The sequence below is a fragment of the Actinopolymorpha singaporensis genome (assembly GCF_900104745.1).
Lineage (GTDB): Bacteria > Actinomycetota > Actinomycetes > Propionibacteriales > Actinopolymorphaceae > Actinopolymorpha > Actinopolymorpha singaporensis.
Genome location: NZ_LT629732.1, coordinates 5980450 through 6001086, shown reverse-complemented (window position 1 = coordinate 6001086; position 20637 = coordinate 5980450). Strand labels below are relative to the sequence as shown.

General features: G+C 71.1%; 11 protein-coding genes. 5 read left to right on the top strand and 6 right to left on the bottom strand.

Annotation, left to right across the window (positions count from 1 at the left end):
* Positions 1 to 1164: 1164 nt before the first annotated feature.
* From glgB to BLU27_RS26845, 4 genes are all read right to left on the bottom strand, one after another.
* Positions 1165 to 3312: a 1,4-alpha-glucan branching protein GlgB gene (glgB, locus tag BLU27_RS26860; protein WP_092658363.1), complete on the bottom strand. Its 2148-nt coding sequence runs from the start codon at positions 3310 to 3312 to the stop codon at positions 1165 to 1167.
* 345 nt (positions 3313 to 3657) lie between these two features.
* Positions 3658 to 5067, bottom strand: coding sequence for a maltokinase N-terminal cap-like domain-containing protein (locus BLU27_RS26855; RefSeq protein WP_241827663.1), 1410 nt, complete (start codon positions 5065 to 5067; stop codon positions 3658 to 3660).
* A 103-nt stretch (positions 5068 to 5170) separates the two neighbouring features.
* Entirely contained in the window at positions 5171 to 6874 is a 1704-nt protein-coding gene (gene treS / locus BLU27_RS26850; protein ID WP_092656374.1) for a maltose alpha-D-glucosyltransferase, read from the bottom strand.
* Complete coding sequence (locus tag BLU27_RS26845; RefSeq protein WP_092656372.1) at positions 6871 to 9033, bottom strand: alpha-1,4-glucan--maltose-1-phosphate maltosyltransferase; 2163 nt, start codon at positions 9031 to 9033, stop codon at positions 6871 to 6873. The genes treS and BLU27_RS26845 overlap by 4 nt, the downstream gene beginning before the upstream one ends.
* A 263-nt stretch (positions 9034 to 9296) precedes the next feature.
* Between BLU27_RS26845 and glgP the strand changes: the two genes are divergently transcribed.
* Together glgP and BLU27_RS26835 are read left to right on the top strand one after the other, a co-directional pair.
* The gene (gene glgP / locus BLU27_RS26840; protein ID WP_092656370.1) at positions 9297 to 11900 is read left to right on the top strand and encodes an alpha-glucan family phosphorylase; all 2604 of its coding nucleotides are present in this window, start codon (positions 9297 to 9299) and stop codon (positions 11898 to 11900) included.
* A 75-nt stretch (positions 11901 to 11975) separates the two neighbouring features.
* Positions 11976 to 13403: an alpha-amylase family protein gene (locus BLU27_RS26835; RefSeq protein ID WP_092656368.1), complete on the top strand. Its 1428-nt coding sequence runs from the start codon at positions 11976 to 11978 to the stop codon at positions 13401 to 13403.
* 3 nt (positions 13404 to 13406) lie between these two features.
* On the opposite strand, the gene valS is transcribed toward BLU27_RS26835, so the two are convergent.
* On the bottom strand, positions 13407 to 16037 hold the full coding sequence (gene valS, locus BLU27_RS26830) for a valine--tRNA ligase (protein WP_092658361.1): 2631 nt from the start codon (positions 16035 to 16037) through the stop codon (positions 13407 to 13409).
* 409 nt (positions 16038 to 16446) lie between these two features.
* On the opposite strand from valS, the gene BLU27_RS26825 reads away from it, so the two are divergent.
* Positions 16447 to 16806, top strand: a complete 360-nt coding sequence (locus BLU27_RS26825; protein ID WP_092656366.1) for a hypothetical protein — start codon at positions 16447 to 16449, stop codon at positions 16804 to 16806.
* Positions 16799 to 17251: a hypothetical protein gene (locus BLU27_RS26820; RefSeq protein WP_092656364.1), complete on the top strand. Its 453-nt coding sequence runs from the start codon at positions 16799 to 16801 to the stop codon at positions 17249 to 17251. The genes BLU27_RS26825 and BLU27_RS26820 overlap by 8 nt, the downstream gene beginning before the upstream one ends.
* 25 nt (positions 17252 to 17276) lie before the next feature.
* On the opposite strand, the gene BLU27_RS26815 is transcribed toward BLU27_RS26820, so the two are convergent.
* A complete protein-coding gene (locus tag BLU27_RS26815) occupies positions 17277 to 17852 on the bottom strand; it encodes a GNAT family N-acetyltransferase (protein ID WP_241827662.1) in 576 nt (191 codons plus the stop codon).
* A 120-nt stretch (positions 17853 to 17972) separates the two neighbouring features.
* Here BLU27_RS26815 and BLU27_RS26810 point away from each other — a divergent pair, with 120 nt between their 5' ends.
* Positions 17973 to 20636 carry a valine--tRNA ligase gene (locus BLU27_RS26810; RefSeq protein WP_092656362.1) on the top strand — a complete coding sequence of 888 codons (2664 nt, stop codon included), beginning with the start codon at positions 17973 to 17975 and terminating at the stop codon, positions 20634 to 20636.
* Position 20637 lies beyond the last annotated feature (1 nt).

The window sequence follows — 20637 nt, the reverse complement described above, 5'->3', positions numbered from 1 at the left end:
CGAGTCGGCGGCGTACGGGCGGGCTGGGTCACCCAGGCCCGTGGGCCGGATCGGCGGACCGGGTGGGCACGCAGACAGTGACCCCGCGGTGACGCAGGCGCCCTGTCTGCAAGCCACGGTTGACAGTGTGGCCGACTCGGGGGCCGATCGACCGGCCCGAGGCGCGCGACCTCACGGCGCACGGCCGAGGGAGCCGCCGGTACCCGGTCGCGGAGGACCAGGCCGAGGGCGCTGCGGCGGCTACCTGGTTGGCACGCTCCCGTACGTTTCCCGAGATCGTCGGCGGGGTCTCCCAGTCTCTCGTGGCCATGGCGGCCCGACGGCCGGGCGCAAGCCCAGGTTGACAGTGAGGGGGAGAAAACCCTTCGACGCGCTCCGGACGGTGTGGAAGCCTTGTCGGGCAACACCGAGGGCGGCAAGGAGCCGGCCGACGCCCACCTACTAAGCTTGGGTCGCAAGACCGGGCCACGGGTGTGGCGACGACCACATCGAAGCCGCTCGGGAATGCCCCGCCGGACCCCGGCGTTGGAGCACATGTGAGTCGAGAGGTGCATTCAGCAAGAGAGTGCATCCAGTCGAAGCATCGGGGAAACCTCTGCGCCACATTGCCCTGTCACCATCAAGGTGGTGACCAGGCGAGCATGCGCTGAGCAACGTCGGTGGTCGCCATCGGGGGAGTCAACGAGGACGCCTGCGAGCACGACACGACTGGTCGTGGGGGACACCTCATCTCGGCCAACCGCAAGCAACTGCTTTGGAGACAAGAACAAGATGTGGCCTGCCATTGGTAATTACGCCGATGACTACAACGAGCGGCTCGCTCGGCGGACCCGGGTTTCGGCCTCGGTCGCGGCGCCGAAGCACCGCTGGGTAGTCCGGTCGCTTCGCGGCACCGGCGTTCGGCTCGGTCGGCTTGCCGACCGGCTCGACGCGCCGCGTCCCGGCGCCGAGATCTGCTGACCGGCAAGCGCCCCTCTGGGTCAGCGTCGGCGACAGCACCGAAGCCCGTCGCGCTGAACTGAGCGTCCTGTAGTCCCAAGACCTACGCCGTGCGGATCCCACGGCACAACGAGAACCGGCCCCCGGCGGTGACTTCCGCCGGGGGCCGGTCCGCGTGCTCTCCGGAGTTTCCCCCGTGTTCGCCTGCCGTTGGCCAGGCGTTCCTCAGGCGGCCGGGTCGAACCGCAGCCACAGCGTGCCGAGCGGCGGCAGCGTCAGCGTCGCCGACGCGGGCTGCCCGTGCCAGGTGACCGGGAGCGCCTCCACCGCGCCGAGGTTGCCGACGCCGGACCCGGTGTAGCTGTGGGCGTCGGTGTTGACGATCTCCCGCCACCTGCCCGCGGCCGGCAGACCGAGGCGGTAGTTGTGGTGAGGGACACCCGCGAAGTTGGCGACGCAGGCCAGCACGCTGCCCCCGGGGCCGTACCTCAGGAAGCTGAACACGTTGTTGCCCGCGTCGTTGGCGTCGATCCAGGCGAACGCCTCGGGCAGGTGGTCGGTGGCCCACAGCTCCGGCGCGTCCGCGTACACCGCGTTCAGGTCGCGGACCAGCGACCGCATCCCCTGGTGCTCGGGGAAGTCCAGCAGCCACCATTCCAGTTCGCGGGACTCCGCCCACTCCTGCGGCTGGGCGAACTCGCTGCCCATGAACAGCAGCTGCTTGCCCGGGTGCGCCCACATGAACGCGAGGTAGGCGCGCAGGTTCGCCAGCTGCTGCCAGCGGTCACCCGGCATCTTGGTCAGCAGGGAGCCCTTGCCGTGCACCACCTCGTCGTGCGAGAGCGGCAGGACGAAGTTCTCCGAGTGGGAGTAGACGAGGGAGAACGTCATCTGGTGGTGGTGGAAGGAGCGGTAGATCGGCTCGCGGGAGAGGTAGTCCAGCGAGTCGTGCATCCAGCCCATGTTCCACTTGAAGCCGAAGCCCAGGCCGCCGAGGTGGACCGGGCGGGTGACCCCGGGCCACGACGTCGACTCCTCCGCGATCGTGGTGATCCCGGGGACCCGGCGGTAGCAGGTGGAGTTGACCTCCTGCAGGAAGCTCACCGCCTCGAGGTTCTCCCGGCCGCCGTACTCGTTGGGCGTCCACTGGCCCTCGCCGCGGGAGTAGTCGAGGTAGAGCATCGAGGCGACGGCGTCCACGCGCAGGCCGTCGACGTGGAACTCCTCCAGCCAGTACAACGCGTTCGCCACCAGGAAGTTGCGGACCTCCCGCCGGCCGAAGTCGAAGATCAGCGTTCCCCAGTCGGGGTGCTCGCCCCTGCGGGGATCGGCGTGCTCGTAGAGCGGCGTCCCGTCGAAGCGGGCCAGCGCCCAGTCGTCCTTGGGGAAGTGCGCCGGCACCCAGTCCAGGATGACGCCGATGCCGGCCTGGTGCAGTGCGTCGACCAGGGCGCGGAACCCGTCTGGGTCGCCGAGCCGGGCGGTCGGTGCGAAGTACGACGAGACCTGGTAGCCCCACGACCCGCCGAAGGGGTGCTCCATCACCGGCAGCAGTTCGACGTGGGTGAAGCCCATCTCCACGACGTAGGCGACGAGCTCGTCGGCCAGCTCGCGGTAGGTGCGGCCACGCCGCCACGAACCCAGGTGCACCTCGTAGGTGCTCATCGGCGCGGCGTACTGCTCGGTGGCCGCCCGCCGGGCCAGCCACTCCTCGTCGCCCCAGGTGTACCGCGAGGTGTGCACCACCGAGGCGTTCGCCGGCGGCACCTCCGTGCGGAAGGCCATCGGGTCGGACTTCTGCCGTCGCACGCCGTCGCGGCCGAGGATCTCGTAGCGGTAGACGGTGCCGTCGCCGACGTCGGGGACGAACAGCTCCCACACGCCGCTGCTGCCGAGTGAGCGCATCGGGTGCGGGCGGCCGTCCCAGCCGTTGAAGTCGCCGACGACACGCACGCCGCGGGCGTTGGGCGCCCACACCGCGAACGACGTCCCGGTGACCGTCCCGCTCGGGGTGTCGTAGCTGCGCACGTGCGCGCCGAGCACCTGCCAGAGGTTCTCGTGCCGGCCCTCGCCGATGAGGTACAGGTCGACCTCGCCCAGCGTGGGCAGGAAGCGGTACGGGTCGTCGGCGGGGACCGTCACGCCGTGTGGGTAGACGACCTCCAGCCGGTAGTCGGTCACCTCCGAGCCGGGCAGGGTGCCCACCCACACGCCGTTGTGCTCGTGCTCCAGCTCGACCCGCTGGTCGCCGACGCGGGCGAACACCCGCTCGGCCATCGGGCGCAGCACCCGCAGGGTCACCTCGCCCTGGTGCACGTGCGGTCCCAGGATCGAGTGCGGTGCGTGGTGGTCACCGTCGACCAGCCGGTCGATCTCGGCCGGGTCGACCTTGGGGCGGCCGCCGCCCTTCGGCGTGTCCCGCGCAGGCGTCTTGCCGGCGCTCGCCTTGCCGGTGCTCGGCTGACCCGTGCTCGGCTGACCGGTGCTCGGCTGACCGCTGCTCGGCGCAGCCGCGCCGGTCTGCTGGATCTGCTCCGCGTCTCCGGACCGGCGGCGGGTGCTCACGCCCTTCGACCGCTTCGGCGCGGAACCGTTCGACGGTTCGGGAGTGGTGCGGTGGTCGGACATCCGGGGACACCTTCTTCGTCTGGCTTCGTGGTGGGTGTTCCGTTCGCGTGTGCGGGTCGTACCCGGGACCTGCGCCTCGAACCCGCCTGCTCAGCCCGCGAGACGCTGAATCGCGGTCAGCGGAATCCCCACCCAGTCCGGGCGGCTCCGCGTCTCGTAGACGACCTCGTACACCGCCTTGTCGGTTTCGTACGCACGCAACAGCACGGCCAGTTCGCGCGGGTCGGTGCCGGCGACCTCGCCGTACCCCTCGCAGAACGCGGACCGGTTGCGCTCGGCCCACTCAGCCGCACGGTAGCTCAGCTGGTGCTCGTCGGCCCGGCCGTGGTCGGCGAGCAGGTGCTGCGCGGCGTAGTCGAACGAGCGCAGCATGCCGGCGACGTCGCGGACGGGGGAGTCCAGCGCGTTGCGTTCCTCCCACGGCCGGTTGGGCTCACCCTCGAAGTCGATGACCCGCCAGCCGGCGACGGTCCGCATCACCTGGCCGAGGTGCAGGTCGCCGTGGACCTGCTGGACGGACACCGGCGCCTCGGTGCGGGCCAGGTCGTCGTAGGCGCCGCGCAGCCGGTCGGCGTACTCCGCCAGCGCGGGCACGATCTCCACCGCCTCGTCCAGCCGGGTGCGCATCGCCGCTGCCAGCCCCGCCAGCTCCTCCCGGCCCCACTCGCCGGTGGGAAGGTAGCGGGCCAGGTCGGCGTGGACCTGCGCCACGGTGGCGCCCAGGCGGTGGGACTCGCCGGCGAAGTCGCCGCCCACCTCGTCGGCGTGCAGGTCGGCCTCGGCGTAGAGGTCGCGCACGCTGGCGATGGCGAGTTCCCAGCCGTCGGTGGCCGTACGGAAGAAGGCGCTGAACATGCCGAGGTCGCCGCGGCCGCTCTTGCCGTCGGCGTCGGGCCACTCGGCGTCCAGCCAGCCGAACAGCCGGGCGACGTTGTCGCAGTTGTTGCGGGCGAACGCTTCGTGCACCTCGATGTCGGCGTTGCGGCCGTGGTGCACGCGGCGGAAGAGCTTGAGGAGGACGTCCTCGCCGTAGACCAGCGAGGTGTTGCTCTGCTCACCGGTCAGCACCAGGGAGGGTACTTCGGCGGACACCTCGAGCTCGCCGATGCGGTGGAACGCGAGGTCGGTGCGCGCCACCTCGCCCAGCAGCCCGCCCAGGAGCAGCGACATGGCCGCCTTGTCGTGCGGCGCGTCGTACACCCAGACCGGGTCCGGCGACAGCTCCTCCTCGGTCCACTCCGACACCGCCGCGTGGCCGAGGTGGTCGGCGGGCTCGGGGTAGTAGCTGAGCGGGACCTGGTACACGTCGGGGGCGGCGCTGTCGGCGTCGGCGTACCGCACGGACACCAGCACCACCCGAACCGCGGGCCAGGCGCCGCGCTCGGACAGCCAACTCAGCGGGTGGACGGACTCGACCGTGAACTCTCTGCCCTTGCCCGCGAACCACCGCTGCCGTTCCAGGAAGTCGTGCAGTCCGGTGGTCTGAGTGGCTTTCACCATCATCGCCTTTCGTTCGCTAGGTGGCCGGGCTCGCGTGGAACGCACACCCCCGCGAGCCCGTGCCGCGCTGACCGCGCTGACGGACCGGCCGCTCCGGACGGGTTCACCCCGTGGCCTCCTCCCCACCCGAATGCGGCGGGAGAAGGAACCAGTAGAACCCGTGGCCGCCGAGAGTGAGGAGGTACGGCAGCTCCCCGATCTTCGGGAACCGCACCCCTCCGAGCAGCTCGATCGGCTCGGCACCCTCCCACCGGCGCAGGTCGAGCTCGACCGGCTGGGGGAACCGGGACAGGTTGTTGACGCAGAGTACGACGTCGTCGCCGAACTCGCGGACGAACGACAGCACGCTGGGGTTGCTGCCGCCGAGGTCGGTGAAGCTGCCCGAGCCGAACGCGGGGTTCTGCTTGCGGACGTGGATCATCCTGCGCACCCAGTGCAGCAGGGACGAGGCGTTGGACAGCTGGGACTCGACGTTGACCGCCTGGAACCCGTAGATCGAGTCCATGATCACCGGCAGCGCCAGCCGGCCCGGATCGCAGTTGGAGAAGCCGGCGTTGCGGTCCGGCGTCCACTGCATCGGGGTGCGTACGCCGTCGCGGTCACCGAGCCAGATGTTGTCGCCCATGCCGATCTCGTCGCCGTAGTAGATGATCGGCGAACCAGGCAGGGACAACAGGAGCGCGGTGAACAGCTCCATCTGGTTGGTGTCGTTCTCCAGCAGCGGTGCGAGGCGCCGGCGGATCCCGATGTTGGCCTTCATGCGGGGGTCCTTGGCGTACTCGCCCCACATGTAGTCGCGGTCCTCGTCGGTGACCATCTCCAGCGTCAACTCGTCGTGGTTGCGCAGGAAGATGCCCCACTGGCACCCGTCGGGAATCTTCGGCGTCTGCGCCATGATCTCCGAGATCGGGTAGCGCGACTCCCGCCTCACCGCCATGAAGATGCGCGGCATCACCGGGAAGTGGAACGCCATGTGGCACTCGTCCCCGCCGCTGCCGAGGTCCCCGAAGTACTCCACCACGTCCGCAGGCCACTGGTTGGCCTCGCACAGCAGCACCCGGTCGGGGTAGTCGGCGTCGACCTCCTTGCGGATGCGCTTGAGGAACTCGTGGGTGCGGGGGAGGTTCTCGCAGTTGGTGCCCTCCTCCTCGAAGAGGTAGGGCACCGCGTCCAGCCGGAACCCGTCGATGCCGAGGTCCAGCCAGAAGCGCAGCGCGTCGATGATCGCTTCCTGGACGGCGGGGTTGTCGAAGTTCAGGTCGGGCTGGTGGGAGAAGAACCGGTGCCAGAAGTACTGCTTGCGCACCGGGTCGAACGTCCAGTTGCTGGTCTCGGTGTCGACGAAGATGATCCGCGCGTCGGAGTAGCCCTCGTCGGTGTCCGCCCAGACGTAGAAGTCGCCGTAGGGACCGTCCGGGTCCGACCGGGACGCCTGGAACCACGGGTGCTGGTCCGAGGTGTGGTTCATCACGAAGTCGACGATCACCCGGATCCCGCGCTGGTGTGCCGCCTCGATGAACTCGACGAAGTCCTCGTGCGCCCCCACGTCGGGGGAGATCGCGGTGTAGTCGGCCACGTCGTACCCGCCGTCGCGCAGCGGCGAGACGTAGAACGGCGGCAGCCACAGCGCGTCGATGCCGAGCCACTCGAGGTAGTCGAGCTTCTCCTTGAGGCCCTTGAGGTCTCCCACGCCGTCGCCGGAGGAGTCGTGGAAGGACCGGACGAGGACTTCGTAGAAGACGGCGCGCTTGTACCACTCCGGCTCGGAGCTGAGGCCGCCCTCGTTCAGTAGCTGGGTTTGGGTCATGCGGAACCCCGGTGAAGCGTGAGGATGTGGGCAGGGTGGTAGGCCGGGTCGAGCCGGACGTAGTTGTGTTGGCCCCATCGCCAACTGTCCCCGGTGAACTCGTCCTGGACGACGAACGAGTCGTGCCACGCCAGGCCGAGCGCCGGCATGTCGAGGGTGACCACGGACTCGTGCGGTGCGTACGGATCGACGTTGATCACCACGATCACCGTGTCGTCGCGTCCGTCGGGGAGTACGTCCCGCTTGGAGAAGACCAGCAGGTTGGGCTCGGGAACGTGGTGCAACGCGAGGTTGCGCAGCCGCTGCAGGGCAGGGTGGCGGCGCCGGATCTCGTTCAGCTGCCGGAGGTACGGCGCGATCGACTCACCCGCGCGCCCCGCACCCGGCTCGTACGCCGCCCAGTCGCGGGGGCGGTACTGGTACTTCTCGGAGTTGAGGTACTCCTCGCTGCCCGGGCGCAGCGCGACGTGCTCACCCAGCTCGAACCCGGAGTACACGCCCCAGGTCGGTGAGCCGGTGGCGGCCAGCGCCGCGCGGATCCGGAACGCCGGCAGCCCGCCGGTCTGGAGGAAGGCGGTGAGGATGTCCTGGGTGTTGACGAAGAAGTTCGGCCGCAGGAAGTCCGACGACTCATGGCTGAGCTCGGTGAAGTAGGACTCCAGCTCTTCCTTGGTGTTGCGCCAGGTGAAGTAGGTGTACGACTGGTGGAACCCGATCTTGGCCAGGGTCTGCAGCATCGGCGGCCGGGTGAACGCCTCGGACAGGAAGAGCACGTCGGGGTCGGTACGCCGGACCTCGGCGAGCAGCCACTCCCAGAATCGCACCGGCTTGGTGTGCGGGTTGTCCACCCGGAAGATCCGGACGCCGTGGCTCATCCAGTGCCGGACGACGCGGAGCACCTCGGCGTAGATCCCGGCGGGGTCGTTGTCGAAGTTGATCGGGTAGATGTCCTGGTACTTCTTCGGCGGGTTCTCGGCGTAGGCGATCGTTCCGTCGGACAGCGTGGTGAACCACTCCGGGTGCTCCTTGACCCAGGGGTGGTCCGGCGCCGCCTGCAGCGCGAGGTCGAGGGCGATCTCCAGGCCCAGCTCGTTGGCCCGGGCCACGAACTCGTCGAAATCCTCCAGCGTGCCGAGGTCGGGGTGCACGGCGTCGTGTCCGCCCTCGTCACTGCCGATTGCCCACGGGGACCCGGGGTCGCCGGGCGCGGGGTCGAGGGTGTTGTTCGGGCCCTTGCGGTTGACCCGCCCGATCGGGTGGATCGGCGGGAGGTAGACGACGTCGAAGCCGAGCTCGGCGATCGCGGGCAGCCGGTCGGCGGCGGCCTTGAACGTGCCGGACACCCAGCGGCCCTGGTGCTCGTCGTAGTAGGCACCCTCGGACCGTGGGAAGAACTCGTACCAGCTGCCGTAGAGCGCGCGTTCGCGATCCACCCGCAGCGGGAACTCCTCCGAGGCCGTCACCATGTCGCGCAGCGGGTGGGCGGCGAGGACCTCCTCGACGTCCGGCGCGGTGGCGGCGTAGAGGCGGGCCTGGGCCGGGCGCGACTCGTCGCGCAGCGCCCGAACGGCGTCCTGGAGCACCTCCCGGCCGTGGGTCTGCTCGGCCGGCAGGTTGGCGGCGGCGCGTTCCAGCACGAGCGCGCCCTCGGCCAGCATGAGTTCGACGTCGACGCCGGCGGCGATCTTGACCTCGGCGGCGTGCCGCCAGGTCTGCACCGGGTGGCTCCACGCCTCCACGGAGTACGTCCAGTCGCCCTCGGCGTCGGGCCGGATCTGCGCCGACCATCGGTCGGTTCCCGGCTCGTCGCACCGCATCGGCACCCAGCCGAGCGTGCGGCCGCCGGGGCCGCGGGTCACGACGTTGGCCCCGAGGGCGTCGTGGCCCTCGCGGAAGACCGTCGCCTCGACCGTGAGCGGCTCGCCGACGACGGCCTTGGCGGGCAGCCGCCCACCGGCGCGTACGTCGGGAGAGACGTTGATGATCGGGATCCGGCCGACGACCGTGTCGAAGAGCCCGTGCGGGTCGTTCGGTGCGGCGGTCCGGGGGGACGAGGTGGCCGGGGTGCCGGAGGCGCCGCCATCGGTGGACGCGGTCACCTGACTCGCGGTCGTGGCGGTCTCGGTCGTGGTCCTGGGCTGCTCGTTCTTGGCAGGCATCGGATTCCGAGTGGGGAGTCGGCGGGTTTTCTGTCGGCGCGCAGGCACAGCGGTGAACCTACCTACCCCAGTATCAGGGTTTGTGGCCGGGCGTCCACCTCGTCGATCTTCCGGGCGGTCGGTCCCGCCCCTGGGGGCATGCGATCCGGGGGTGCTCATAACGGAGTGGTTCCCCCTGGAACGTTGCAAAACCTTGCTCTTCCTGCAACAGGAAGGCATGCCGACGGCGTGTCGGACCCTTCGCTGGGTTAGCCTCTGCCCTCGTGCGTGCCATCCGTCGATTCACAGTCCGACCGGTCCTGCCCGAGCCGCTCGCGCCGCTCGGCGACCTCGCCATGAACCTCCGCTGGTCCTGGCACCCGCCGACCCAGGACCTGTTCGCCGCTGTCGACCCCAGGTTGTGGGCGTCGACCGGGCACGACCCGATGCGGCTCCTCAGCGAGGTCGCGACCGACCGGCTCGCCGAGCTCGGCTCGGACGAGACGTTCCTGTCCGACCTGCGCTCGGTCGCCGCGGACCTGGACGCCTACGTGCACCAGGACCGGTGGTACCAGTCGCTGGGGTCGGACGTACCCCGCCAGATCGCCTACTTCTCGCCGGAGTTCGGGCTGACCGCCGTCCTTCCGCAGTACTCCGGTGGCCTCGGCATCCTCGCCGGCGACCACCTGAAGGCGGCCAGCGACCTCGGCGCCCCGCTGATCGGCGTGGGCCTCCTCTACCGCCACGGCTACTTCAAGCAGTCACTGTCGGGTGACGGCTGGCAGCAGGAGCGCTACCCGATCGTCGACCCCCAGGCGATGCCGCTCAGCCTGCTGCGCGAGGCCGACGGCACCGCCGCCCGGGTCTTCGTGGGCCTTCCCGGTGGCCGCCGCCTGGCCGCCCAGGTCTGGGTCGCGCACGTCGGCCGGGTCCCGCTGCTGCTGCTCGACTCCGGCATCGAGGACAACGAGCCCGCCGAGCGCGACGTCACCGACCGCCTCTACGGCGGCGGCACCGAGCACCGGCTGCTGCAGGAGATGCTGCTCGGCGTCGGCGGCGTGCGTGCGCTGCGCGCCTACTGCCGGATCACCGGAGCCACCGCCCCCGAGGTCTTCCACACCAACGAGGGCCACGCCGGCTTCCTCGGGCTGGAACGCATCCGGGAGTACGTCGAGGACCGCGGGCTGGACTTCGACGCCGCGCTGGAGGTCACCCGGGCCGGCACCGTGTTCACCACCCACACCCCGGTGCCCGCCGGAATCGACCGGTTCGCCCGGGATCTGGTGGAGCAGCACTTCGGCGGCGACAACGAGGCGGTCGGCGTCCCGGTGGACCGCATCCTCGCGCTCGGCGCCGAGGACTACGAGGGCGGCGACCCCGGCCTGTTCAACATGGCCGTGATGGGCTTCCGGCTCGGTCAGCGGGCCAACGGCGTGAGCGCGCTGCACGGCGTGGTGAGCCGCGGGATGTTCGCCGGCCTGTGGCCGGGCTTCGACGAGACCGAGGTGCCGATCACCTCCATCACCAACGGCGTGCACACGGGGACGTGGGTCGCCCGGGAGATGGCCGAGCTGGTGTCACGCCCGGAGGTGGACGCCACCGCCCGTGACGGCGCGGAGGACTGGGCGGGCGTCGACCAGGTTCCGGAGTCGGCGATCTGGAAGACCAAGGCCGCCATGCGCGCCCGCCTGGTCGACTACGCCCGCACCCGGCTGCGGGACTCCTGGCTGGCCCGCGGTGCCTCCGAGGCCGAGCTGGGCTGGGTGGACAGCGCGCTCGACCCGGACGTGCTCACCATCGGGTTCGCCCGCCGGGTGCCGTCGTACAAGCGGCTCACCCTCATGCTGTCGGACCGGGAGCGGCTCAAGCGGATGCTGCTCGACCCGGAGCGGCCGATCCAGCTGGTCATCGCGGGCAAGTCGCACCCGGCCGACGACGGCGGCAAGCGGCTGATCCAGGAGATCGTCTGGTTCGCCGACGACCCCGAGGTCAGGCACCGGATCGTCTTCCTGCCCGACTACGACATGGGCCTGGCCCACCCGCTGGTCACCGGCTGCGACGTGTGGCTCAACAACCCGCTGCGGCCGTACGAAGCGTGCGGCACGTCCGGGATGAAGGCGGCCCTGAACGGCGGGCTCAACGTCTCCATCCGCGACGGCTGGTGGGACGAGTGGTACGACGGCCAGAACGGCTGGGCGATCCCGTCCGCCGACGGGGTGAACGACCCCGACCGGCGCGACGACCTCGAGGCGCACGCGCTGTACGACCTGCTCGAGCACCAGGTGGCGGCGCGGTTCTACGACCGGGACGAGCACGGGCTGCCGCGCCGGTGGCTGGAGATGGTCCGGCACACGCTGAAGTCGCTCGGGCCGAAGGTGCTGGCCACCCGGATGTTCGACGACTACGTGACCAAGCTCTACGGCCCGGCGGCCCTGAGCTCGCGGGCGATGAACTCCTCGTTCGAGGGCGCTCGGCAGCTCGCCGCGTGGAAGCGGCGGGTCCGGGAGGGCTGGGGCGGCGTGCACGTCGACCATGTGGAGTCGGTCGGCACCGGCGAGGGCGCCGAGGTCGGCGGGTCCGCGCAGCTGCGGGTGTTCGTCAGCCTGGGCGGGCTCTCGCCCGACGACGTGGACATCCAGGTCCTGCACGGGCGGGTCGACGAGGCCGACCGGCTGCAGAGCCCGAGCGTGGTGTCGCTGGAGCGGGCCGAGGACTACGAGGCGGGCCGTTACCGGTACGAGGGACAGGTGCGGTTCGACCGGACCGGCCCGGTGGGCTACACCGTCCGGATCCTGCCGATGCACCCCGACCTCAGCTCCCCGGCCGAGCTCGGGCTGGTGGCCTGGCCGCCGGAGGCGTCGCCGATGGTCAACGGCAACCTGCGCTGACCTCGGCCTGATTCCGGCCGCCTCGGACTGATCACGACCGGCGCGGCCGACCACACCGGTACGAACGGGGGAGCGGTGCCGACCTGGCTCGACGACGCGGTGCTGTGGCACGTCTACCCGCTGGGCTTCGTCGGCGCCGAACCCTCCTCCATCGACGCTGTCGGTGACGGTGTCGGTGACGGTGTCGGTGACGGCCGGCCGGTTCAGCCGGTTCAGCCGGTGCGGCACAGGCTGGACCGGCTGGAGGCGTGGCTGGACTACGCCGCCGACCTGGGTTGCTCGGGTCTGCTGCTCGGCCCGGTCTTCGCCTCCGGCACGCACGGGTACGACACCGAGGACCACTTCCGGATCGACCCCCGGCTGGGCGACGAGGCCGACTTCGACCGGTTGGTGGCCGCCGCTCGGGCGCGCGGGTTGCGTGTGGTCCTGGACGGAGTGTTCAACCACGTCGGCCGGTCGTTCCCGGTGTTCGCCGAGGCGCTTCGCTTCGGCCCGGACTCACCGGCCGGCCGGTGGTTCCGGCGTACCGGCGACGGGCCGGACGACTACGCGACCTTCGAGGGCCACCACCAGCTGGTCGCTCTCGACCACTCCGAGCCCGCGGTCGCCGATCACGTGACCCGGGTGCTGACGTACTGGCTGGACCGGGGGATCTCCGGCTGGCGGCTGGACGCTGCCTACGCCGTGCCGCCCGCGTTCTGGCGTACGGTCCTGGCGCCTGCCCGCGCGGCCCATCCGGACGCGTGGTTCCTGGCCGAGGTGATCCACGGCGACTACGCGGAGTTCGCCCGGGAGAGCACGGTCGACTCGGTCACCCAGTACGAACTGTGGAAGGCGATCTGGAGCAGCCTGAACGACCGCAACCTGTTCGAGCTGGAATGGGCGCTGCGCCGGCACGGTGAGTTCGCCGCCGCCGAGCTGCCGCAGACCTTCACCGGCAACCACGACGTCACCCGGCTCGCCACCCGGCTGGACGACCAGCGCCACCTCGGGCACGCGCTGGCCGTGCTGATGTGCGTGGCGGGGGTGCCGAGCATCTACGCCGGCGACGAGCAGGCGTTCTGCGGCACCAAGGAGGAACGCGAGGGCGGCGACGACGCGATCCGGCCAGCGTTCCCGGCGACTCCGGCGGACCTCGCGCCCTCCGGCTGGCCGTTGTACCGCCTGCACCAGCGGCTGCTCGCCTTCCGGCGCGCCAACCCGTGGTTGACACACGCCCGCACCGCCACCGAACACGTCGTCAACCGCGGATTGGCGCTGCGGTCGAGTCCGGCCGGTGGTGGCGCCGACGGGGCGGCGGGCCCGGAAACCCTGCTCCTGCTGAATCTCGACGACGAGGAGTACGACTTCCCGATCGACGCCGGCGGCTTCCACCACGCCGAGACCGGGCAGGGCATGGTGGAAGACCTCGACTCGCGTTCGGACCCGGCGACCGGCCGGGGCGAGAACACGCCGATCACGACGGTCCCCGCCCACGGCTGGTCGATCCTGGTCAGCGACTGACGTTCAGCCACTGACCTCGCCGCTGTTCTTCCCGTCCCGCTCACCGGACCGGCCGATGCCCACGGTCACCGACAGGCTGTCCGCGGCGGGGTCGGGCCGCACGTCGAGGGTGCGGATCCGGCCGGCGGCGGCGAGGTCGTCGCGGGCCGTGGAGAGCAGGTCGAGATCGGCAGCAGGGCCGGCCACCTCCACGTGGTCGATCTCCGTACGCATGGACAGCTTGCGGGCCGACTTCTCCCCACGCACTGCCGACAGCGCCGAACCCACCAGCGCCAGCAGCCGCGCGTCCGTGCCGCCTGCCGGGAGCTCCCCGGCGCGCGGCCAGGGCTGGCGGTGGATCGAGCCGTCCCGCCACCACGACCACACCTCCTCGGTGACGAACGGCATGATCGGCGCGAACAGCCGCAGCTGCACCGACAGGGCCAGTGCCAAGGCCGCCTTGACGGACGGGTCGCCGCGGTAGGCGCGGTCCTTCACCAGCTCCAGGTAGTCGTCGCAGAACGTCCAGAAGAACCGCTCGGTGACCTCCAGGGCGGTGGTGTAGTCGTACGCCTCGAACGCCCTCGTGGCCCGCTCCACCACCTCGGCGAGCGCTGCCAGCATCGCCTGGTCGAGCGGCTGCGTCACCGCACCCGCCTCGGCCGGCCCGGTCGCACCCGTCGCGCCGGTCGCGCCCAGCCCGAGCACGAACTTGCTGGCGTTCAGGATCTTGATCGCCAGCCTGCGGCCGACCTTCATCTGCGTCTCGTCGAACGGCGAGTCCAGCCCCGGCCGGGCCATCGCCGCGCGCCAGCGCACCGCGTCCGCGCCGAAGGTGTCGATGATCTGCTCGGGCACCACCGCGTTCCCCTTGGACTTGCTCATCTTCTTCCGGTCGGGGTCGACGATGAAGCCGGAGATCAGCGCGTGCGTCCACGGCACGGTCTGGTGCTCGTGGTGGGCGCGCACCATCCGGGAGAACAGCCAGGTGCGGATGATGTCGTGCGCGTGGGTGCACAGGTCCATCGGGAAGACCCGGGCGAACAGGTCCGGGTCGCGCTCCCAGCCGCCCGCGATCTGGGGGGACAGCGACGAGGTGGCCCAGGTGTCCATCACGTCCGGGTCGCCGGTGAAGCCGTTCGGCCGGCCCCGCAGCGACTCGTCGTATCCCCGTGGCGCCTGTGCGGACGGGTCGACCGGGAGCTCGGCCTCGCCGGGGAGCAGCGGGTGGTCGAAGTCCGGCTCGCCGTCGCCGTCGAGCGGGTACCACACCGGGAACGGCACGCCGAAGAACCGCTGCCGGGAGATCAGCCAGTCGCCGTTCAGGCCGCCGACCCAGTTGTCGTACCGGTGCCGCATGTGCGGGGGCACCCAGGTGATCCGCGCGCCGTCCTCCAGCAGCTCGGCCCGCAGGTCGTCGTCCCGGCCGCCGTTGCGGATGTACCACTGCCGGGTGGAGACGATCTCCAGCGGCTTGTCGCCCTTCTCGTAGAAGTTCGTCATCCGCGTGGTGGGCGTGGGCTCGCCGTCGAGGTCGCCGGACTCGCGCAGCAGGGCCACCGTCGCCTGGCGGGCGCTGTGGGTGGTCTTCCCGGCGAGCTGGGCGTACGCGGAGGCGGCGGGCTCGTGCGCGAGCCATTCCGGCGTCTCCCGCAGCAGCCGGCCGTCGCGGCCGATGACCGTACGCACCGGCAGCCGCAGTTCGCGCCACCACGTGACGTCGGTCAGGTCACCGAACGTGCAGCACATCGCGATCCCGGCCCCCTTGTCCGGCTCGGCGGCCTCGTGTGCCAGCACAGGGATCTGCACCCCGAACACCGGCGAGGTGACCGTGGTGCCGAACAGCGGGGCGTACCGCTCGTCGTCGGGGTGCGCCACCAGAGCGACCGCGGCTGGCAGGAGTTCTGGCCGGGTGGTCTCGACGTACACCGGTCCGTTCGGGCCGTGGAACGCGATCCGGTGGTAGTGGCCGGGGTACTCCCGGGACTCGAGTTCGGCCTGCGCGACCGCGGTCTGGAACGTCACGTCCCACAGGGTCGGCGCTTCCTGGAGGTACGCCTCACCGCGCGCGTAGTTGCGCAGGAACGCCCGCTGGGAGGCGGTCCGGGCCACCGGCCCGATCGTGGTGTAGGACTGCTCCCAGTCCACTGACAAGCCGAGGTTGCGCCAGAGCTTGGCGAACGCCTCCTCGTCCTGTTCGACGAGTTGCTCGCACAAGTCCACGAAGTTCGGCCGGCTCACCGGCACCTGCCGCTTCGGGTCGGGCTTGGCCGGCGGGGTGAAGTCGGGGTCGTAGGGCAGGGAGGGATCACAGCGGACGCCGAAGTAGTTCTGCACCCGGCGCTCGGTGGGCAGGCCGTTGTCGTCCCACCCCATCGGGTAGAAGACCTCCTTGCCGCGCATGCGCTGGAAGCGGGCGATGAGGTCGGTGTGGGTGTAGGAGAACACGTGCCCGACGTGCAGGCTGCCGGACACGGTGGGTGGGGGAGTGTCGATCGCGTAGATCGCGGACCGCTCGGCGGTGCGGTCGAAGCGGTAGGTGCCCTGCTCCCGCCAGCGCCGCGCCCAGGTCTGGTGCAGGCCGTCCAGGGTCGGTTTGTCCGGGATGGCGGACGTCGATCCGGTCGCGGAGCCGGCGGAGGTGGTGGAGGAGATGGCTTCGGGCGCGGTGGTGGCGCGGGTGGATGTGGTCGTCGCGTCGGTAGTCACGATGGCTCACCTTGGGGTCGCGGCGCCGCTCATGGGGATGGTGGCGTACGCCGGATGCGAGTGCGGTCGGCGAAGGCGCGCCGCGAGGGATGCGCGAGAGGAGTGTTGCTACGCGCCCTGGCGGCGCATGGTTACTCGCGCCCGGGCGCCGTGGGTGCGGCAGCGGGCGCGGGGAAACAACGGACCGTTCGTAGCCATCGCCGCCGATAGTACGCGACGGCGCCTACTCCGCGCGCGGCATTTGTACTACCGGGCGTAGGACAGTCCCGCTGTGTTCGTAGACTGGCCGGCGGGCCTGCTCGGGGCGTTTGACGGCGGGCCGGGCAACGGCGATCGACCAGACGGAGGAGCAGCGGTGATCGGCCCCCTGGCGGTCGCGGTGATGGTCGTGGCACTGGCGTTCGCCGTGCTGGCGCTGGGGAGCGCGGCGCTCAACCGCCTGCCGGGCACCTTGCAGGTCGGCGGAGCCGCGCTGGTCGAGCTCCTGGCCCTGGTCCAGCTGGTGGGCGTGATCGTCCAGCTCGTGCGGGGAGATCGGCCGGCGGAGTTCGCGACGTTCCTGGCGTACATGGTGGTGTCGGTGCTGGTGATGCCGGTCGCCGTGCTGTGGGCGGCCGCCGAACGCAACCGCTGGAGCAGCCTCGTGCTCGGCGTGGGCGGCCTGGTGGTCGTCGTCCTGGTCCTGCGGATGCAGCAGGTGTGGACCGGTGCCTGACGAGCGGTCGGCGCCGGAGGAGCGGTCGTTGCCGCACGAGCCGGCGAGCACCCGGTCCGGCCCGGGCCGGGTCCTGGTCGCGGTGTACGCAGTGTTCGCCGTGGCGGCCACGTCGCGGGCGACGGTGCAGATCCTCACGAAGTTCGCCGAGGCCCCGCTGGCGTACGTCCTCTCGGCGTTCTCGGCCGTGGTGTACGTCGTGGCCACCGTGGCGCTCGCCCGGGGCGGCCCGACCGCCCGCAGGGTGGCCTGGTGCGCGTGCGGCGTCGAACTCGCCGGGGTGCTGGCGGTCGGGTTCCTCAGCCTGTTCGACCCGGTGGCCTTCCCGGACGCCACGGTGTGGTCGGTGTTCGGGCGGGGCTATCTGTTCGTTCCGCTGGTGCTGCCGATCCTCGGGCTGGCCTGGCTCCGGCACACCGGCAGGACAGCCGCCGATCCGGCCTGATCCCCACTCCGAGGCGCTTGCGGCCTCAGACCTTCCGGACCATGGTGTCGGCGTTCTCGTCGCCGCCCACGATCTCGAACCCCTCGGCGGCGTAGAGCCGGGCCGCGTGGTTGGCGCGTTCGACGCTCAGACTGAGCCGGGGCACTCCTGCCGCCCGTGCCTGGTCGACGATCCCCCGGATCAGCGCTCGGCCGAGCCCGCGTCCGCGCCAGTCCGGCGCCACCGCGATGCTCACCTCAGGCACGTCCTCCGCGACGAAGCCGTATCCGGGCCTGTCGGCGGGAAAGCAGCGCCACCAGGCCGCGCCGACCGGACGGCCCGGCGAGCCGTCGAGCCCGGCATCGTCCCCGGGCTCGTCCCCGGGCTCGTCCCCGGCGACCGCGACCACGCCCTGCTCACCAGGTGCCGGCCAGCCCTCGACGTACTTCCGCAGCGCCGGATCCGCCCAGAACTGCTCTAGGGTGAACGCCGGCCGGTCCGGTGACCAGTTGAACGCCTCGAGGGTCATCTCGGCGATGAAGCCGGCGTCCTCGGCGGTGGCGGCGCGCAGCGTGTGGGCGGGGCGGCCGGAGCCGGTTCGGTCGGAATTCGCGGGATGCACCCGGGCAGTGTGCCCGGCCGCGCCGCACCTCGCCAGACCATTTCGTGCGAAACCGACACCTTTGCGGGTAGCTGTTCCCGCGTGGTCGGGCGCCGGGGGCCGGTCCCTAAACTTCACCGCATGAGTGCGCCGCAGCGGCCCGAGTCCGCGCCCGAGCTTCCGCAGACGTTCGTCCCGGCCGACGTGGAGGGCACGCTCTACGAGCGGTGGGTCGAGCGGGGCTACTTCACTCCGAGCGGCAAGCCCGACGCCACGCCGTACTCCATCGTCATCCCTCCGCCGAACGTCACCGGCTCCCTGCACGTGGGTCACGCGCTCGACCACACCATCCAGGACGTCCTGGTCCGCCGTCGCCGCATGCAGGGTTTCGACGCCCTGTGGCTGCCCGGCATGGACCACGCCGGCATCGCCACCCAGAACGTCGTCGAACGCGAGCTCGCGAAGGAAGGCCTGTCCCGCCACGACCTCGGCCGGGAGGCGTTCGTGGAGCGGGTGTGGCGGTGGAAGGCCGAGTCCGGGGGCAAGATTCTCGGCCAGATGCGCCGGCTCGGCGACTCGGTCGACTGGACCCGCGAGCGGTTCACCATGGACGAGGGACTGTCGCGGGCCGTCGGCACCATGTTCAAGCAGTTGTACGACGACGGGCTGATCTATCGTGCCGAGCGGATCATCAACTGGTGCCCGCGCTGTCTGACCGCGCTGTCCGACATCGAGGTGGAGCACGCGGACGACGACGGCGAGCTGGTCTCCATTCGCTACGGCGACGGTGACAACTCCCTCGTGGTCGCCACCACCCGCGCGGAGACGATGCTCGGCGACACCGCCGTCGCGGTGCATCCCGACGACGAGCGCTACACCCACCTGGTCGGCACGAAGGTCGAGCTCCCGCTGACCGGCCGCCGCATCCCGGTCGTCGCCGACGAGCACGTCGACCCGGCGTTCGGGACCGGCGCGGTGAAGGTCACGCCCGCGCACGACCCCAACGACTTCGAGATCGGCCGCCGGCACGACCTGCCCAGCCTGATGATCATGGACGAGCACGGCGTGATCACCGCGCACGGGCCGTTCCAGGGGCTGGACCGGTTCGAGGCGCGGCCCGCCGTGGTCGCGGCGCTGCGGGCCGACGGGCGGATCGAACGCGAGGTCCGGCCGTACCGCCACGCCGTCGGCCACTGCCAGCGCTGCGACACCGTGGTCGAGCCACGGGTTTCCCTGCAGTGGTTCGTGAAGGTGGAACCGCTCGCCAGCGCCGCCAGCGAGGCCGTGCGGTCCGGTCGAGTCACGATCCACCCGCCCGAACTCGCCAAGCGCTACTTCTCCTGGGTCGACAACATGCACGACTGGTGCATCTCGCGCCAGCTGTGGTGGGGCCACCGCATCCCGGTCTACTACGGCCCGAACGGCGAGGTGGTGTGCGTCGGGCCGGACGAGGAGCCGCCGAGCGGCCCGGGCTGGACGCAGGACGGCGACGTGCTGGACACGTGGTTCTCCTCCGGCCTGTGGCCGATCTCCACCCTCGGCTGGCCCGCGCAGACACCCGACCTCGCGCGCTACTACCCGACCAGCGTGCTCGTCACCGGCTACGACATCCTGTTCTTCTGGGTCGTGCGAATGGCGATGTTCGGGCTGTACGCCATGAAGGACCGCGGCCCCGCCGACAGCGTGCCCTTCCGCGAGATCGTCCTGCACGGCATGGTCCGCGACGCGCACGGCAAGAAGATGTCGAAGTCGTTCGGCAACGTCGTCGACCCGCTGGACTGGATCGACCGGTACGGCGCCGACGCCACCCGGTTCACCCTGGCCCGCGGCGCCAACCCCGGCTCCGACGTACCCATCACCGAGGAGTGGGCGCAGGGCTCGCGCAACTTCGCCACCAAGCTGTGGAACGCCTCCCGCTTCGCGCTGATGAACGGCGCGTCCGCCGCGCTGCCCGTACCGCCGGCGGAGCGGTTGTCCAGCGCCGACCGGTGGATCCTGTCCCGCCTGCACACGCTGATCGCCGAGGTCGACGCGTCCTACGACGGCTACGAGTTCGCCAAGGCGTGCGAGGCGATCCAGGCGTTCGCGTGGGGTGAGTTCTGCGACTGGTACGTCGAGCTTGCCAAGACGTCCTTGACAGCCGGCGGCGACGCGGCCCAGGCGACCCGGGCGGTGCTCGGGCACGTCCTGGACCGGCTGCTGCGGCTGCTGCACCCGGTGATGCCGTTCGTCACCGAGGAGCTGTGGCTCGCGCTGACGCAAGGTGGTGTTGACGGCGAGGCCGAGGCCGAGCGGTCGCTGGTGGTGGCCGCGTGGCCGGCGCCGGAGAAGGCGTACGCCGACCCGGCCGCGGAGGCCGAGATCGCTGCCCTGCAACGGCTGGTGACCGAGGTCCGGCGGTTCCGTTCCGACCAGGGCCTGCGTCCCGGGCAGCGGGTGCCGGCCCGTCTGGTCGGCATCGAGACGGGCGTCCTCGCCGCACACGAGCCGGCGATCCGCACGCTGCTGCGGCTGGACGAGGCGGGCCCGGACTTCGCCGCGTCGGCGTCCCTGCCGGTGGGCGACGTCCGCGTCGAACTCGACACCGCCGGCACGATCGACGTGGCGGCCGAGCGGCGGCGGCTGGAGAAGGACCTCGGCAACGCCCGCAAGGATCGCGACCAGGCACAGCGCAAGCTCGGCAACGCCGAGTTCCTCGCCAAGGCGCCGCAACCTGTGGTTGACAAGGTGAACCGCCAGTACGCCACGGCCGAGGCCGACATCGCCCGGCTGGAAGCACAGCTCGCCGCTCTGCCCGCCGGCTGAT